Genomic DNA, 17013 nt, shown 5'->3' with positions numbered 1-17013 from the left:
GTTTTCCCCGTGGCGGTGGGAGAGCTTGTCCTTGAAGACCGGTTGATGCCGTGCGCCCAGTGGCGGACGTGGGAGCAGGCAATCCGGTTGGATAAGCGTAGCGAGGCGTAATCCGATGGCGAACAAGAAGACGAGTGGGTCTATAGACGAAAACGCCTTTGAGGCGCTTGAAGCGGCCCTGAGTATCGACTTCGACGAAAACGAGATTCAGGCGCCCCGCAAGCGGTCGGCGTCAGGCGCACCGGAGGCCAGAGTGTCGGACACTTCAAGTCAGCGTAGCGGCTCCGTCAAGCAGAGTGGCGAACGGCGTGGCAGGAACGGCGACCTTGCCGGCTCTGACCTTTCGCCGCGCAGCTCCAGCTTCGAACCGGCCAACGACACGTCGCGCCGCAGCAACTCCTCCGCCTTGATGAAGTCGATCGAAGGCGCCGCAGGCCGCGCCGCGCTGCGCAATGCCACGCTCGTCTCCGTGGCCTGGGTCGCCGGTGCCGCCGCCTTGACCTACCTTCTTTACGGCGACATGCTGCAGAACGCGTCGGTATCCGACCTGACCGCGATGCCCGGTATCGTCGCGATCGGCGTCGGCACCATCGTGCCGATCCTGGTCTTCTTCGCCTTCTCGATCATGATGGCGCGCGCCCATGAGCTGCGCAACGCCGCCCGCTCGATGGCGGAAGTCGCCTTGCGTCTGGCGGAGCCGGAAACCGTTGCCTCCGACCGGATCATGACCGTCGGCCAGGCGGTTCGCCGCGAAGTCTCGGCCATGAACGAGGGCATCGAGCGGACCATTGCGCGAGCGACCGAGCTCGAAACCCTGGTGCATTCTGAAGTCACCGCGCTTGAGCGCAGCTATTCCGACAACGAGATGCGGGTTCGCAGCCTGGTGCAGGAACTCGGTGCCGAGCGTGACGCGATCGTCAACCACGCCGAGCGTATTCGCTCCTCGATCATTGGCGCCCATGACCAACTCAAGGACGACCTCTGGGTCGCCACGGAAGAGATAACGGTCCGCCTGAGCACATCGGGCGAAGCCGTCGCCACCATGCTGGACACCCGAGCAGCTGCGCTGATGGAAAAATCGGACGCGGCTGCGACCAATCTGGGCACAATCCTGTCCCAGAAGACCGACAACCTCGTCCAGACCCTGAGCGCGTCTGCTTTCTCCCTGTCGACCGAATTCGATACCCGGATGCAGGTGCTGACGCGGACGCTTGCCCAGCGCGGCGAGGAATTGCTGCTGGAATTCGAGACCCGCGCCTCCTCGCTCGACAGCAACAGCGAAAAGCTGAACGCTGCTCTGGACGAGCGCGCCCGCCAGTTGAACGAGATCCTGCACGACCGCAGCCGCGATATCAGCGAAGGCCTGATCAACGGCCAGCTGCAGATTTCCGAGACACTGGACAGCGTCCTGCAGAAACTCAACGACGCGCTGGACAGCCGTGCCGCAACCTTCCGCCAGAGCCTGCAGACCACGGCGGATGACGCGATCGTGGATCTCGACCTGCGTTCCGGCCTCTTCGAAGACCGCCTGCAGGCCACCGTCGGCCAGGTCAACACGGCCTTCGACGAACGCATTGCCGAATTCGCCACCGCCTTCGACCAGCGCGCCGGCACTCTGGACAGCAAGCTCGCCGAGAGCCTGAGCCGCATCAACGACACGATCGGCAGCGGCACGGATGCCATCGACGGCATCCTGAGCTCCAATGTCGAGCGTCTTGACTCGACCCTCACCGACCAGTCCTTCGCCCTGGCGACGGCCCTTGGCACCGGCCAGGAGCTTCTTGACAGCGCGCTGGCAAGCCGCGCCGAGGAAATCGCCCAGATCGTTGCCGGCAAGGCCCAGGAGGTCAACGACAACTTCGAGGCAGCACGCACCGCCCTGGAAACCACGATGAACGATCGTTCGGCCGCGCTGAACGATACCCTGAGCGGCGCGCATCAGAAGATAGAGCAGACGCTCAACGAACGCTCCCAGTCGCTGGCCGGCATTCTCGACGCCAATCACGAGCGCCTCGACGAAACGCTGATGGATCGTTCGCTCTCGCTGATCACGGCGCTGGATTCCAGCCATGATCGCATCGACGAGACGCTGTCGACCCGCTCCCAGGCTATCTTCGACACGCTCGACACCAACCAGCGTCGGATCGACGACAGCCTGTCGTCCCGGTCGCAGGCTATTGCCGATACCCTGGATGGTGGATATCGCCGCCTGGACGAAACCCTTGCCGGTCGCTCCCAGACGATGACGGACACGCTGGAGAGCGGCCTCAGCCTTATCGATCAGACGCTTGCTTCCCGCTCGGATGCGCTTGCATCGAGCCTGGACGAGAAGCAGCGCCGCATCGACGGCATCCTGGCCGAGCGCTCGAGCGGCCTAACATCTGCCCTGAGCGAAACCGAAGGACGTCTTGCCAGCGTCCTCGACAATCGCACGGCGCTCATCATCGACACCGTGTCGGACGCTGACCAGCGCATCGAGGCCGCCTTCGCCGACAAGGCTGACACGATCCGTGCAGCCTACAGCGAAAGCCAGCAGGTGCTGGAACAGTCCCTGACCAGCCATTCGGACGCCCTGCGCGCCAGCCTCGGTGCCGGTGCCGACCGGATCGAAAACACACTTGCCGATAATCAGGAGCGCATCCGCTCGACGCTTGATGCACGCACCCAGGAACTCTCCTCCACCCTGCAGGAGGTACGCGAGCAGCTTTCGCATACCCTGTCCGAGCAGGGTGCATCGATCGGTGCCTCGATCGCCGCAAGCACGGGCATGCTGGAGCTGACGCTGGAGGACCACAGCGACAACCTGCGTCGCACCATCGACGACAGCGGCAAGGCCCTGGACGAACGCCTGCGTGGCACCGCCGGCATGATTGCCGGTCAGATGAGCGAAGCCGCCGGCGAAATCACGCACAGCGCGGAAACCTTCTCGTCGAAGGTGGCGGACTCCGTTGGCGCCATGGCCCGTCGTCTGGACGACACCAGCACCAAGATCGAGCAGAGCCTCGGCACCCTGGAAGACCGCATCAAGAATGGCCTTGATGGCGTGGATATCAGGGTTGGCGATGCAGGCGAGAAATTCGCCGAGCGCCTCACCGACAAGGTCGGCGAACTGGAGCGTGCGACCCAGGAAGCCGCCATGCGGATTTCGGATGTGGTCGAGAATGGCGCCGCACGCGTCGTCGGGACCTTTGACAGCCGGACAGCCCAGATCGACGAGCGCCTCTCCACCATGGACCGCGCGCTCAATATCGGCCTCGAAAACGTCAACCGCACCATCGAGGGCAAGGCCGCAGGCCTGGCATCCGCACTGCGGGATGCCGTTGCCGGTGCCGCTCAGGAAATGGATATCGAGGCCGCTCGCTCGACCGAGCGCCTGAACCGCGCCAGTGCGGATTTCACCCAGCAGGTCAACGCCCGCAACGAAGAGCTTGCCGCTCAGCTCAGCGCCCGCAATGCCGAACTGGCGGACCAGATCGCTGCCCGCAATACCGAACTTGCCGAGCGCATCACCGCGCAGGGCGAAGAGTTCGGCCGCATCATGGTCGAGCGCTCCGAAGAGGTTGTCGGCCGGATCACCGAGACGCAAACCCGCCTTGTTGGCCAGGCCGATGCGATCGCCGGCAATTTTGCCGAGATCGGCACGACCGTTGCCAACAAGATGACCGAGGCCAGCAGCCTGGTCGAAAACCAGGTCGCCCGCATCAGCAACATCGTCTCCAGCGCCGGCTCGGAGCTGGAAAACCGCACGGCCGCAATCCGCGCCGCGATTGCCGGAAACACCGAAGAGCTGTCGTCCACGCTTGACTCCGTGGACAAGGCCCTGGCCGCCCGCGGCAACGCCATTCGCACGGCTCTTGACGAGCGTACCCGCGAACTCAACGCCATGCTGTCGGGCCGCTCTACCGAGCTTGCCCGGATTATCGACGAGAAGGTCCGTCCGGCCGTCGAGGAATTCAGCGACCTCGGCCGCTCCGCCGCAGACCGCATTGCCAGCGTCTCCCGCGAAAGCGCCGAGCACCTGCGCAATGAGAATGACGCCGTCTTGGAAGCCATCGCCGCCCGTGCGGAATGGGCCTCGCAGCGCATCGGTGCCGTCGAAGGCAGCCTGACCGCCAGCGTCGGCGGCCTGGTTGAACGGCTGGGCAGCAGCAACGCCAATATCGCGAACCTCATCGAGGAAGCCGCCACGAACATGCTTCGCGCTGATGAAAGCTTCGGCGCGACCACGGCGCGGTTCGCCGAGGCGACCGCCCAGGCGGCCGACATGCTGTCCACGTCAAGCCGCCTGCTGGATGGCAAGCTGGACAAGCTGTCGGAAGTGTCGAACGAGGCCCTGGCTCAGGTCGGCAGCATCGTCAGCCGCTTCGGCGAGCATTCCCGCGTGCTGGGACAGGCATCCGAACTCCTCGGCGTCGCCCAGTCCAACCTGGCGGGCACGATGGAAGAACGCCAGCAGGCCTTGCGCGACCTCTCCGTCGGTCTGGTCAAGCGTTCGGAAGAAATCGAGACGACCATGCGTTCGCTGACGTCGATGGTGGACACAGCCTTCGACCGCGCCGAGCAGCGCTCGTCGCAGGTCGCCGGCAATCTCCGCCAAAGCGTCCAGACCTCCTTCTCGGATATCGGCCAGATCCTGACCGATACCGAAAAGCAGGCGCAGTCGACCGCCGACTCCATGCGCAACTCGCTGCTGTCGGCGGGCGAAGAGGCCAATCGTTCGATCGAGCAGACCCTGTCGGAAGCAGAAAAGCGCGCCGGCGATCTGGCAAACCGCCTGCGCGGTGGTCTGTCGGCATCTTTGTCGGACGTCGACAAGCTGCTCGGCGATGTCGGCCGCCGGTCGGACAGCGCCGCGACACAGATGCGCGAGGCCATCCGCCAGGCTGTCGAGGAAGCATCGGGCCGCTTCTCTGGCGCAACCGACGAAATCCGCCGCTCGGCGGAGGACATCCGCAAGGAACTCGACCTGACCCGCAACGAGTTGAAGCGCGGTGCCTTCGACCTGCCGGAAGAGGCAAAGGAAAGCGCTGCCGCCATGCGCCGCGCCGTCTCTGAGCAGATCCGCGCCCTGCAGGATATTTCCCAGCTGGTCGGCCGCTCGACCCAGGCGCTTGAAGTGGCTGAGCCGCAGGCGCGTCCGGTTCCACCGGTTCAGACCGCCGCTCCGGCGCCTGCACCTGCCCCAGCACCTGCACGGGTGGTTGAGCCACCGCGTCGTCAGCCGGCCCCTCAGGCCGCTGCACCGGTCGCAGCGCCTGCACAACAGGCTGACACCCTCGGTCTTCGCGGCGGCTTTGGCCTGGAACGCCAGGTGGCGGCTCAGCCGATCGTGCCGCCCGCGCCTGCCGCCCCCCGTCGGGACGAGGCCAATGGCGGCTGGATCAGCGACCTTCTGCGCGGCGCATCCCGCGACGATCTCGACGACGTGCAGGCGCGTCCCGCACGGACGGCTGCCGAGGCACCGGCACAGGCGCGCACGACCGATACCCGCAATCCGCGTCACATGGTCGAGTCGCTGAATTCACTGTCCGTCGATATCGCCCGCGCGATCGATCACGATGCCTCGGTGGATCTGTGGCGCCGCTACCAGCGTGGTGAGCGCGACGTCTTTACCCGTCGCCTCTACACGCTCAAGGGTCAGCAGACCTTCGACGAGATCAAGCGCAAATACGATCGCGAGCCGGAATTCCGCACGGCCGTCGACCGCTACATCGCCGATTTCGAAAAGCTGCTGTCGGATGTGGCTCGGACGGACCGGGACAAGACCGTCACCCAGTCCTACCTGACCTCCGATACCGGGAAGGTCTATACGATGCTGGCACACGCGGCAGGTCGGTTCAACTGATAGCCTGACGCCGGCACAGAAAGCTCAAGGGCCGTTGCGTAATGCAGCGGCCCTTTTCGATTCTGCGATTGCCTGCAAACAGTTGCGCCCACAGGCTGGCTGCGAGTTATACGGATTGGCATGGCGGTCCCCGGTGCGCCTGCACCGCGAAGGACCGAAAGTCCATGAGAGCGTCTTCGGGACGTCATCCATTGGAAAACGGAAGATCGCCAAGCTCTGTATCAGACAGAATTGCTCCGGCCGTCCAGACGGAGTCCGTCACGAACAGCTTTTGACGATATGGCGATGGCAGGCCGTCAGATGCTGGACAGCGTCCAGGCGACGATCTCGCCGGTGACCTGGGCAAAGGCAGCATCGAGGCCTGCGATGAAGGCCGGATTGCCGGAGCCGCGCGTGGGCACGACGGCACGGAACACCTTCTGCGACTTCACCGTGCCATTGCGATCGTTGAGAAGCTTGGCCGAGATCTCGACCACGGCCCGGTTGCCGGAGGCCTCCACTTCGAACGCCCTGATATCGGTCACGAGTTGGAAGTCGATCGCGAGTCCCTGCCCTGGCTTGCCCACGCCACCCAGCTTGCCGGAATTCTCGAACGCTTCGATGAGCTTCGACTGCACCATCAGCGGCAGTCGATCGCTCCACTGGGCGCTGGCCAGATATTGCAGTTCCGAACTCGAAACACGGATGACGATCTGCTCGCTGTCCAGCGCCTTTAAGGCCGTCGGATCGGGAACCAGGATCTGCCGGTTGCGCGCCGACTTGGCGCTTGAAATCTCTGCGGTCGACGCAGCCAGATCGAAGGTGTCGTTCTTGGCGGTGCTGCAGCTTGAAACGCCGAACCCAACCGCTGCCATTAGCAGGCCAACGGAGGCCGCGCGGGAGAGCCTTGCCCTCAACCGACCGCGTCCGTGGGATACTCCCAGACCACTACAAGACGCCATGGATGCCTCATTTGTCGCCGCTACGCCTGTCACGCTGTCCAAGCCTCTCATCTGCGCACCCGCCCATCATATTCCTTGACGCTGTCGCCGCCGAACAGCAGGCGCTGCGGGTCACGGTCAAAATTCGAGATCGCGTCATTCAGGCTGCGAACCGTGCCGCGGGTATCGTTGACCAGTGTCTGGATGTCACGCAAGCCGGTTGCGGAAAACCGCTCCAAGTTGGCCGCAATCGGCCCCACTCTTGAATTCAGGTTCTCGGCAAGGGTCTTGAAGGAGGCCAGGGTCTCGCGCGCCTGGACAGAGAGCGAATTGGTATCGTCGCTTCCCAGAAGTTCGTCCACCTTGACCAGGATGCCGTCCACGCGGCTTGAAGCGTTGTTCAGCTTGTTGGCCAGTTGCGTAAAGTCGGAAATCGCCTGATCGATGTCCTGTTGCCGATTGCCAATGCTATCCCCCAGCTTGGCGAAGGAGGCGATGGCCACACGCGCATCGCCTGTTGCAACCGAGATGTCGTCGATGGATTTGCCCACCTTCTGCGGATCGACCGCAGCCACCAGAGCGTCAACCCGCGCCAGTGCCTTTTCTGCGCTCACGCCGAATTCTCGATAGGTATCGATAGCCTTATTGAAGTTGTCGATCGCCCCTGCAACCTTGCCCGATGCGTCAGCGAGATTTCCGGTCACTGTCTGTGTATTGGCAAGGATCTGGTCGACCTTCTTGGCGTCCACGGCTCGGATCAGGTCCTCGACCGAGGCAAGGGTTGAGTCGAGCCGCCCGGAGAGCCCGGTCACCGTCTCGGAAAGCGCACCGACGCTTTCGAGAAACTTGTCGATCCCATCGGCATTGTCGCTCAGTGACTTGGAGAAGGTTTCCGCGTTTTTCACGGTATTGGTCAGCGGTGCACGGGAATCCTCAATGAAGCCCTGCAATTCGCCGATGGCGCCATCCGCACGCTTCAAAATGCTGTCGGCCGTGGCCAGCAGGTTGGTAACACTCGACTGATCCGCGACCATGACGGCGGTCGTGCCGCTATTGATCGCCTTGGTCAGGATGTTTTCCTCGCCGGCATTGCCGCCGGAAAGTTCGATATAGGCCGCCCCCGTCAGACCCTGGATCTCGAGGGCTGCCTTGGTGGAGGCCGTGATCGGCGCGTCGGCGCGCACTTCGGTGAAGGCCACCGAGAATTTCGGGTCATCGCGGTCAATGAACAGGCTGCGCACGGAGCCAACCGCAATGCCGTTGAACCGTACCGGCGAACCGATGCTGAGCCCGTTGGCGGAACCCGGAATACGGATAGCCAGCTGCGCCACCGGTCCGCCACGACCGAACTCGGCCATCCAGTAGACGAAACCGAAGGCAGCGCCGATCACAACGAGGGTGAAAAAGCCGACAATGGCGTAATTGGCTTTAGTTTCCATGGACTTCAATCACTTTCCGTCGGGCTTTGTCGGTCAGACCGCACGATCATGCGAGCGCGTTTGCCTCTGAAATAGGTCTTCACCCATGGATCGTCGCAGGCCAGCATATCGTCCAACGTTCCTTCCACCAAGACACGCTTCTCTCCGAGAACGGCAATGCGATCGCAAACCGAAAACAGACTGTCGAGGTCATGGGTTACCATATAGACCGTCAGGCCCAGCGTGTCGCGCAACTGGGCGATCAAATCGTCAAATTCTGCAGCGCCGATCGGGTCCAGCCCCGAGGTCGGCTCGTCGAGGAAGACGAGCGCCGGATCGAGCGCAAGTGCGCGGGCCAGCGCAGCACGCTTGATCATGCCACCGGACAGTTCTGACGGATATTTATCCGCAGCATCGGGCTGCAGGCCAACCAGCTTGATCTTGAGATGAGCCAGTTCATCCATCAGCCACTGCGGAAGATCCAGATATTCCCGCATCGGCAGCTGGATGTTTTCCTTCACCGTCAGCGAGGAAAACAAGGCACCCTGCTGGAACAGCACGCCAAGCCGCGTATCGAGGCTGATCCGCTCGGCGTCGGTCACCTGGTCATAATCGGCGCCGAGAATGCTGATCGTGCCGGCGCGGCGCGGCAGGAGGCGGAGCACCGTTCGCATCAGCACCGATTTGCCGGCGCCGGATGCACCGACAAAGCCGAGGATCTCGCCGCGATAGACGTCGAGGTCCAGCTTGTCGAGTACGATCTTGCTGCCGAACCCCACGGTCAGGCCGCGGACCGATAGCACCGTGTCGCGTTCTTGATTGTCTCTGCTGGCTGCAACCGCTTCCATCATTCCATCCCCTAGAAATCGATGGCCGCGTAGAACATGGCAAAAAGCCCGTCTACCAGAATGACCACGAAGATGGACTTCACCACGGATGCCGTGACGTGCCTGCCGAGCGACTCGGCACTGCCGCCGACCTTCATGCCTTCCACCGCCGCGACGATGCCGATGATCAGGGCCATGAACGGCGCCTTGATCATACCGGAGGCGACGCTCGAATAATCCACCGCCTCGTGAAGCCGCGACAGGAATGTATCGAAGGTGATGTCGGAATAGACAAAGGCCACGATCGCCGCGCCACCCAAGGCGGCGAAGTTGGCGACGATGGTCAGGAGCGGCAAGGCGATGGTGAGGGCCACAAGGCGCGGGAAAATCAGTACGCCGATGGGATTGAGGCCGATGACCTTCAGGGCGTCGATTTCCTCGCGCATCTTCATCGAGCCAATTTCCGCTGTGATCGCGCTGCCGGAACGTCCTGCGATCATGATGGCCGTCAGCAACACGCCGATCTCGCGCAGCTGGAGAATGCCGACCAGATCGACCACGAAGATCTCCGCCCCGAAATATCGAAGCTGGAACGCCCCTTGCTGGGCAATGATCGCCCCGATCAGGAAGGACATCAGCACGATGATCGGCACCGCCCTGACGCCCATGTGATCAAGCTGGTTGACGACCGAGGCTGGCGAAACCCCGCCACTGCGACCAAGCTTCAACTGCGCCCCGCGCACCGCGGAACCGAGCACATGCATCATCGCCGCAAAGTCCGATCCCATATCGAACACAGCCTTGCCGGCAGGGGCAAACATGCGCTCGAACAGCGATCCGCGTGATGCCGACGAGCGTCCCGGCGGCGTCACCTCATGCGGCAAGGCATTGATCAACTCGGAAAAAACACTGTTCCCGCCGACAAGCTCCGCCTGGCCACCGGCCCGCTCCACCAGCCGACGCACCAGCCAGGCTCCTGCCATGTCCATGTCGGTCACGGCGCCAAGATCGATCTGCAGCGAAGCGCCCGGGGCCGGGATCCGCTCGATCTCCGGCAGGACTGAGGAAATTCGGTCGTTTCGCCAGGAACCGGACAAAGACACGCGCACCGCACCGCCGGAAAGCGTTTCGGTTTTAAGGCCGGGTGTCTGGGGGGGAGATGCGTTCAAATCCCGGTAACTTTCAGAGGTCAGCGATACGGTCGGATGGTAAGTATAGGAACAGTGCCCTCCACTTACACCCCCTCACGCGATATTAACCATGTGACGTCGCCTGGAAGCAACACGTTCGATGGCCGGCAGCGGTCAGGCACGCCTCTTTCCACCGGAAACCGGTCCACCCGGCAGCATATACCAGGCGGCGATCACCACCAGGAGCCCGACGGCCGCAAGTCCGGCCATGAACAGATAGCCGCTCTGGCCGAAATGCCGGTAGAGCGGCCCGCACGCCAGCGTGCAGAGCGCCATGAAGGCGCCGTTGTAGAAGAAGTAGTTACCCTGCGCCGACGCCTCATGCGCCTCCCCCACGGCTTCCACGATGCGCTGCTGGATACCTAGATGCACGAATGCGAAGGTGAACGCATGGGTGAATTGCAGGAGAAGGTAGCCGGTGAGCCCCAGCGGCAGGGGAAACAGCAGCCATCGGCAGACCGCAACCGCGCAACCGAAACGGACCATCGTCCAGGGGCCGAGACGCTTCAGCAGGCGTCCGCTGACGGCGAAGACCAGCACCTCCGCCACCACCCCGCCGCTCCACAGCACGCCAATCGCCGTACCGGAAAAGCCAAGTTGCTGCCAATAGATGGAGGAAAATGCGTAGAGCATGGCATGGCTCGACTGCACCAGGCAGGCACCGATCAACAGCATCTGCAGATGCAACTGGATCAGGCTGCCTTCCCGCGACGAAACCCTGCTCGCGGCATCCGCTGTCTCGCTTGGCCGGATCGCGACGGGGCGGCGCACATTGCCAGTACGCGGCACGACAAGCGCGCTCGCTACAGCCAGGACGAACCCGCCGAGCACCAGAGGCATGACCGCATCGGCACCGGCATGCCCGATGACCCAGCCGGCCACCAGCGTCGACAGTACGAAGCCGAGCGATCCCCAGAGCCGCATGGAGCCGTAATCATATCCCCAGCGCCTGACACCAGTCATCAGAACCGACTCGACCACCGGCATATAGGGCGAAAACACGGCCTGCAGCAGACTGTAGAGCAAGAGGACCACCCAGAAACTGTCGACCGACAACAGGCACAATGTCAGCAGCACGGAAAGGCCCGCGGACCAAACCAGCACCGTGCTGCGTTCCTTGAGCCGATCGGCGAAGACCGCCACGACGGGTGCTACCAGGACTTTGGCAACCATCGGCACGGCCAGCACCAAGGCGATCTCGCCTTCCGCAAATCCGAGATGCTTCAGCCATACAGGAACGAAAGGAAGGATAACGCCGCTGGTCAACATCGGCACGCAAAAGCCAAGAGCGCTTCTCAGCCGAAACCAGGCTGGCGGCGCGCCATAAAAGGCGGACGGAACATGAGCAGTCATGGGAAGGAGAATCCGGCTCGGAATATGGTGCTGAACTTAGCACCCTCCTTGCGGCATTCCTATGTCCAAGGCAGCCCCGCCGGTCACGATGTTAGCGGTAACTGACACAATTCGTCAGCAACCTGATACCATCGGGAGTGGCTGGCCCTTTAGGCAACCTGCGCCTCGACGTCCTCGGCCGCGTGCTCCTTTGGCTTGGGCAGGGCAAGCGGCACCGCCTTCAGCTTGGGCTTCTGCCTTGCGCTGATCATGTGGCCCCAGGAAATCAGTTCGAAGCGACCGTCGTGATGCTCGGCAATGGCCGTGCAGCTTTCCACCCAGTCACCGGTATTGATGTAATGAATGCCGTCGATATCTTCCATCACGGCATGGTGGATATGGCCGCAGATTACGCCGTCGACATGGTTGCGCCGCGCCTCCTCGGCCACCACGTTCTGGAACTCGCCGATAAAATTGACGGCCTGCTTGACCTGCAGCTTGGCCCAGGCAGAGAAGGACCAGTACGGCATGCCGAGCTTGCGGCGGATGGCCGCCAGGACCAGATTGATCGAAATCGCCGCATCATAGGCCCAGTCCCCGAGATAGGCGAGCAACCGGGCATTGCGCACCACGACGTCAAACTCGTCGCCATGAAGAACCAGATATTTCTTGCCGTCCGCGGCCTCGTGGATCATCCGCTCGGCAACTTCGATGCCGCCGAAATGGGTTCCCGGAAAGCCTCGGAGAAACTCGTCGTGATTGCCGGGAATATAGACGATGCGCGTCCCCTTGCGCGCCTTGCGCAGCAGTTTCTGCACCACGTCATTGCAATCCTGCGGCCAGTACCAGCTGCGCTTCAAGCGCCAGCCATCAACGATATCGCCCACGAGGAAAATGGTGTCGGCTTCGTGAATGCGCAGGAAGTCCAGAAGAAAATCCGCCTTTGCGGCCTTGGACCCGAGATGGACATCCGAGATGAACAACGTCCTGAAATGCTTGATCTCGCCTTGCCCGCTCACCGGCGTGGTCCTTTCACGTCCTTCAAACTGCGTTTCCAAGACCAGACTCTTGTTTCAGGATGATGACATGACCGGAATTTTGTCGCGGCAGGCCGGGAATCCTCCCTCTGCGAGCAGACCTGATGCGGCCAGTATTTTGAAACGGACGGCAATAAACCTGGCAGTAAGTCGCAGACGGTGACGCATATGCGTCCAGTACATCGCGCTGCAACAACGATTTGATCAGTCAAATCCCGCCCTTCGGCGGCGTGCATACTCCCCCTTGACGCCATTTCGTGTATTCAAGGATTCGTAGCCCGATTGACGAGACTGGTGGACCCCGATGAACGCTCCGGAAGTGAACAAGACGCAGCCTACTCCCGCATCCGCGGATCTGGATGAGCAGGCGCTGTTTTATCACCGCTATCCCCGCCCCGGGAAGCTCGAGATCCAGGCCACCAAGCCGCTCGGCAACCAGCGAGACCTGGCGCTTGCCTATTCGCCGGGTGTCGCCGCACCCTGCCTTGCCATTCGCGACAATCCCGATAGCGCAGCCGATTATACGGCGCGCGGCAACCTGGTCGCCGTGGTGTCGAACGGCACCGCCGTGCTCGGTCTTGGCAATATCGGTCCGCTGGCCTCCAAGCCGGTCATGGAAGGCAAGGCCGTGCTGTTCAAGAAGTTCGCCGGCATCGACGTCTTCGACATCGAGATCGACGCCGCCACGGTGCCGGCCATGGTGTCGACGGTCGCCGCGCTGGAACCGACGTTCGGTGGCATCAATCTGGAAGACATCAAGGCGCCGGAATGCTTCGAGGTCGAGGCACAGCTGCGCGAGAAAATGAACATCCCGGTCTTCCACGACGACCAGCATGGCACGGCCATCATCGTTGCAGCGGCCATCCTGAACGGCCTGGAACTCGCCGGCAAAAAGATCGAGGACGTGAAAATCGTCGCGTCGGGCGCCGGTGCCGCAGCACTGGCCTGCCTCAACCTGCTCGTCACGCTCGGTGCCAAACGCGAGAACATCTGGGTCCATGACATCGAGGGCCTTGTCTACAAGGGTCGCAACGAGTTGATGGACCCGTGGAAGGAAATCTACGCCCAGGACAGCGACAAGCGCGTGCTGGCCGAGAGCATCGACGGCGCCGACGTGTTCCTGGGGCTTTCCGCCGCCGGCGTGCTGAAGCCGGAATTGCTGGCCCGCATGGGCCCCAGCCCGCTGATCATGGCGCTGGCAAACCCGAAGCCCGAAATCATGCCCGAAGAGGCCCGCGCTGCCCGCCCCGATGCGATGATCTGCACCGGTCGCTCCGATTTCCCTAACCAGGTCAACAACGTCCTCTGCTTCCCCTATATCTTCCGTGGCGCACTGGATTGCGGCGCCACCACCATCAATGAAGAGATGAAGATGGCGGCCGTGCGCGCCATTGCCGCGCTGGCACGCGAAGAAGTCTCGGAAGTGGCTGCCCGCGCCTATACAGGGGAATCGCCGACCTTCGGACCGAACTATCTCATCCCTTCGCCCTTCGACCCCCGGCTGATCCTCCGGATCGCTCCGGCTGTGGCCAAGGCTGCCGCCGAAAGCGGCGTCGCGACCCGGCCGATCGCCGATTTCGACACCTATCTCGACACCCTGAACCGCTTCGTCTTCCGCTCCGGCTTCGTGATGAAGCCGATCTTCACAGCGGCCCGCCTTGCCGGCAACAAGCGCGTCATCTTCGCCGAAGGCGAAGACGAACGGGTACTGCGCGCCGCCCAGGTGCTGCTCGAAGAAGGCACCGGCAAACCGATCCTGATCGGCCGTCCGCAGATCATCGAGACCCGGCTGCAGCGCTATGGCCTGCGCATCCGCCCCGGCACCGATTTCGAACTGATCAACCCGGAAGACGATCCGCGCTACCGCGACTATGTCGACGACTATTTCGCCCTTGTGGGGCGTGACGGCATCAACCCGGAAGCAGCCCGCACCATCGTACGCACCAACAACACGGTCATCGCAGCCCTTGCCGTAAAGCGCGGCGAGGCCGATGCATTGATCTGCGGCGTGGAAGGCGGCTTCGACCGGCATCTGCGCGATGTCAGCCAGATCATCGGCAAGAAGCCGGGCGTTTGCGCCCTTTCCGGCCTCAGCCTCCTGATTTCCCAGCGCGGCGCGATCTTCTTCACCGATACCTTCGTCAACGAAGATCCATCAGCCGCCGAGATCGCAGAAATGACCATTCTAGCGGCCCAGGAAATCCGCCGCTTCGGCATCGACCCTAAGGCCGCCCTGCTGTCGCATTCGAATTTCGGATCCCGCGATTCCGCCAGCGCCCGAAAGATGCGCGATGCATTGAAGCTGATCCGCGAACGTGCCCCGGAGCTGGAAGTGGACGGCGAAATGCAGGGCGGCTCCGCTCTGTCGGAAACCTTGCGAAAGCGCGCCATGCCCAACAGCACGCTGAGCGGCGAAGCCAATCTCCTGGTCTTCCCCAATCTCGACGCCGCCAACATTTCCCTCGGCATCGTCCGCACCATGATGGATGCACTGCATGTCGGCCCCATCCTGCTTGGAGCCGCGATGCCGGCGCATATCCTCTCCACCTCAGTCACCTCGCGCGGGGTCGTCAACATGGCGGCGCTGGCCGTGGTCGAGGCATCGCAGATCGCTTGAGAACAGATGAGCGAGTGGCGGATTGATCTCGATCCGCCGCTGCTTTTCATGAGGCCGGTTCGCCATGCCCAACGCGCAGGTAAACCAACAATAGAAATTGTGCACGGACGCCGCATGCCACGCCATGCCCGATGATTGCACTGGACATACCTTCTGCCGCCGCCCAAGTTAAAACCCATGGATTCATGAGGGCGGCGATGAGCCAAAGTCGATATTTCGATCTGCTGGACTGGCTCGAAAACGAAAAACTGCCCAACCCCGACGACTTCTTCCACAGGCTCCAAGACACCTACGGCATTGCCCAGGTCATCTATGTCGATGCGAGATTGTCGCCCTTGTCCATGCAGATCAATCGGCTGCATCACACACTGACCAGACAGCAGGCGGCCGCCTTGGCGGATCTGGGCACGCCCTTGCTGACGTCAGTCCTATCGGCCGCGACCAATGCCGTGCGGCCACTCGACTGGAACCGGCTGATCGCTATGGAGCCAAAGGCAGCCTTGATCGCCGCACGCTTGAGCCAGCTTGGGCTTCCCGAGGACGGATTGACCTTCCCATTGCCATCAAGGGCAGGACGCTCGGCGCTCTTGTCGATAAGCATGGCATCGACCCATCGGGACTGGCGGCAGTTCTGCCGTCTTTACGGCCGCGACATCCAGGCGCTGGCCGCGCAGTTCCACGCGGCCTTGCTGGACGGACGCACATCGGGCGGCGCCAGGGAGACGCCTGGGCTGACGGAGCGCGAGCGCGAAACGCTGGCTTGGGCGGCTGCGGGCAAAAGCTACTGGGAAATCGCCGCTATCCTTGGCATCTCCGAGCGCACGGTGCGGTTTTTCATGGCTAACGCCCGACGCAAGCTTGATGTGGTTACCAATGCCCAGGCTGTCGCCAAGGCCATCTGGGAAGGCCTGATCGCCCGCCCCTGAAAATTCTTAAATACTCACATATATTACTTATAATTGCATTATCAACTTGTCGCTACCGCCAGTATCAATATTTTCCTAACAATTTCATTTTGCTCCCGCAACACAATCGGGAGTTCTCCAATGATAACAATCGTAAACACTGCCAATCGCGACCGCCATGCCGCCGCCCTGGATCAGATGTTCAGGCTGCGCAAACGTGTGTTTCACGATCTCCTGAAATGGGACGTCGCCATCCAGGGCGACTACGAGATCGACGGATACGACGATGCCAATCCGACCTATGTTCTCTCCCACGACGAACATACCGGCGACCTGCGCGGCGCCTTGCGGCTCCTGCCGACCCTAGGCCCCAACATGCTGGACGATACATTCCCGAGCCTTCTCGGGGACAAGCCGGAGATCCGCAGCGCGGCCATCTGGGAATCCAGCCGCTTTTGCATCGAGCCTGAGATTTCGCAGGATCGCGGCTCCAACCAGGTGACGATGGCGGCGGCCGAACTCATGTGCGGCGTCGGCGAACTCGGCATTGCCTCGGGCCTCAGCCATATCGTCACCGTCACCGACGTCTTCCTGGAGCGCATGTTCCGTCGCATGGGATGCCCCGGGGAACGGATCAGTGACCCCCGCCGTATCGGCTCGGTCTTTGCCGTCGCGATCGCCTGGCAGGTCGATGAAGACTTGCTGTCCCGCATGAAGGCTGTCGCGGATATCGACGGCTCGGTCGTCGCCGAACCGGTCCGCCTGCAGGCACTGCACGCAGCCTGATCCAAGCAGACAATGGCGCGCCCTGTCAAAACCGACACGTGATCGTGTTAAGGTAAATCAGCATAAGCTGTTGGCGCGCCATCCGCTTGCCCCTATAATGGACATAATGTTGGGTGTATGACGCCTGAAAACTAAT

The 17013-nt window shown here is 62.3% G+C and carries 10 protein-coding genes; 4 read left to right on the top strand and 6 right to left on the bottom strand.

Annotated elements, in window-relative coordinates; genetic code table 11:
• The first annotated feature begins 115 nt into the window (after window positions 1–115).
• A complete protein-coding gene (locus B9A97_RS10845; protein WP_084365349.1) occupies window positions 116–5845 on the top strand; it encodes an apolipoprotein A-IV repeat region-like domain-containing protein in 5730 nt (1909 codons plus the stop codon).
• Window positions 5846–6141: 296 nt separating this feature from the next.
• Here B9A97_RS10845 and B9A97_RS10840 read toward each other — a convergent pair whose 3' ends face one another.
• The 6 genes from B9A97_RS10840 to B9A97_RS10815 all read right to left on the bottom strand — a co-directional run bounded on the left by B9A97_RS10840 (window position 6142) and on the right by B9A97_RS10815 (window position 12551).
• The gene (locus tag B9A97_RS10840) at window positions 6142–6699 is read right to left on the bottom strand and encodes an ABC-type transport auxiliary lipoprotein family protein (RefSeq protein WP_084365348.1); all 558 of its coding nucleotides are present in this window, start codon (window positions 6697–6699) and stop codon (window positions 6142–6144) included.
• Window positions 6700–6833: 134 nt separating this feature from the next.
• Window positions 6834–8204 carry an MlaD family protein gene (locus tag B9A97_RS10835; RefSeq protein WP_084365529.1) on the bottom strand — a complete coding sequence of 457 codons (1371 nt, stop codon included), beginning with the start codon at window positions 8202–8204 and terminating at the stop codon, window positions 6834–6836.
• 5 nt (window positions 8205–8209) lie between these two features.
• Window positions 8210–9034, bottom strand: coding sequence for an ABC transporter ATP-binding protein (locus B9A97_RS10830; RefSeq protein ID WP_084365347.1), 825 nt, complete (start codon window positions 9032–9034; stop codon window positions 8210–8212).
• An 8-nt stretch (window positions 9035–9042) separates the two neighbouring features.
• Window positions 9043–10119, bottom strand: a complete 1077-nt coding sequence (locus B9A97_RS10825; RefSeq protein ID WP_244564193.1) for an ABC transporter permease — start codon at window positions 10117–10119, stop codon at window positions 9043–9045.
• Window positions 10120–10314: 195 nt separating this feature from the next.
• Entirely contained in the window at window positions 10315–11553 is a 1239-nt protein-coding gene (locus tag B9A97_RS10820) for an MFS transporter (protein ID WP_084365345.1), read from the bottom strand.
• Between the two features lie 149 nt (window positions 11554–11702).
• On the bottom strand, window positions 11703–12551 hold the full coding sequence (locus B9A97_RS10815) for a UDP-2,3-diacylglucosamine diphosphatase (RefSeq protein ID WP_084365528.1): 849 nt from the start codon (window positions 12549–12551) through the stop codon (window positions 11703–11705).
• 322 nt (window positions 12552–12873) lie between these two features.
• On the opposite strand from B9A97_RS10815, the gene B9A97_RS10810 reads away from it, so the two are divergent.
• The 3 genes from B9A97_RS10810 (at window position 12874) to B9A97_RS10800 (ending at window position 16877) form a co-directional block, all read left to right on the top strand.
• On the top strand, window positions 12874–15186 hold the full coding sequence (locus tag B9A97_RS10810; protein ID WP_084365344.1) for an NADP-dependent malic enzyme: 2313 nt from the start codon (window positions 12874–12876) through the stop codon (window positions 15184–15186).
• Between the two features lie 197 nt (window positions 15187–15383).
• A complete protein-coding gene (locus B9A97_RS10805; RefSeq protein ID WP_179145266.1) occupies window positions 15384–16112 on the top strand; it encodes a helix-turn-helix transcriptional regulator in 729 nt (242 codons plus the stop codon).
• A 120-nt stretch (window positions 16113–16232) separates the two neighbouring features.
• Window positions 16233–16877, top strand: coding sequence for an acyl-homoserine-lactone synthase (locus tag B9A97_RS10800; protein ID WP_084365342.1), 645 nt, complete (start codon window positions 16233–16235; stop codon window positions 16875–16877).
• Window positions 16878–17013: the final 136 nt, after the last annotated feature.

The organism is Rhizobium sp. RU36D (genome assembly GCF_900176345.1).
Classification (GTDB): Bacteria; Pseudomonadota; Alphaproteobacteria; order Rhizobiales; family Rhizobiaceae; genus Allorhizobium.
Note: the sequence above shows the minus strand (reverse complement) of the source record. Positions and strands in the feature narration are given on the sequence as shown.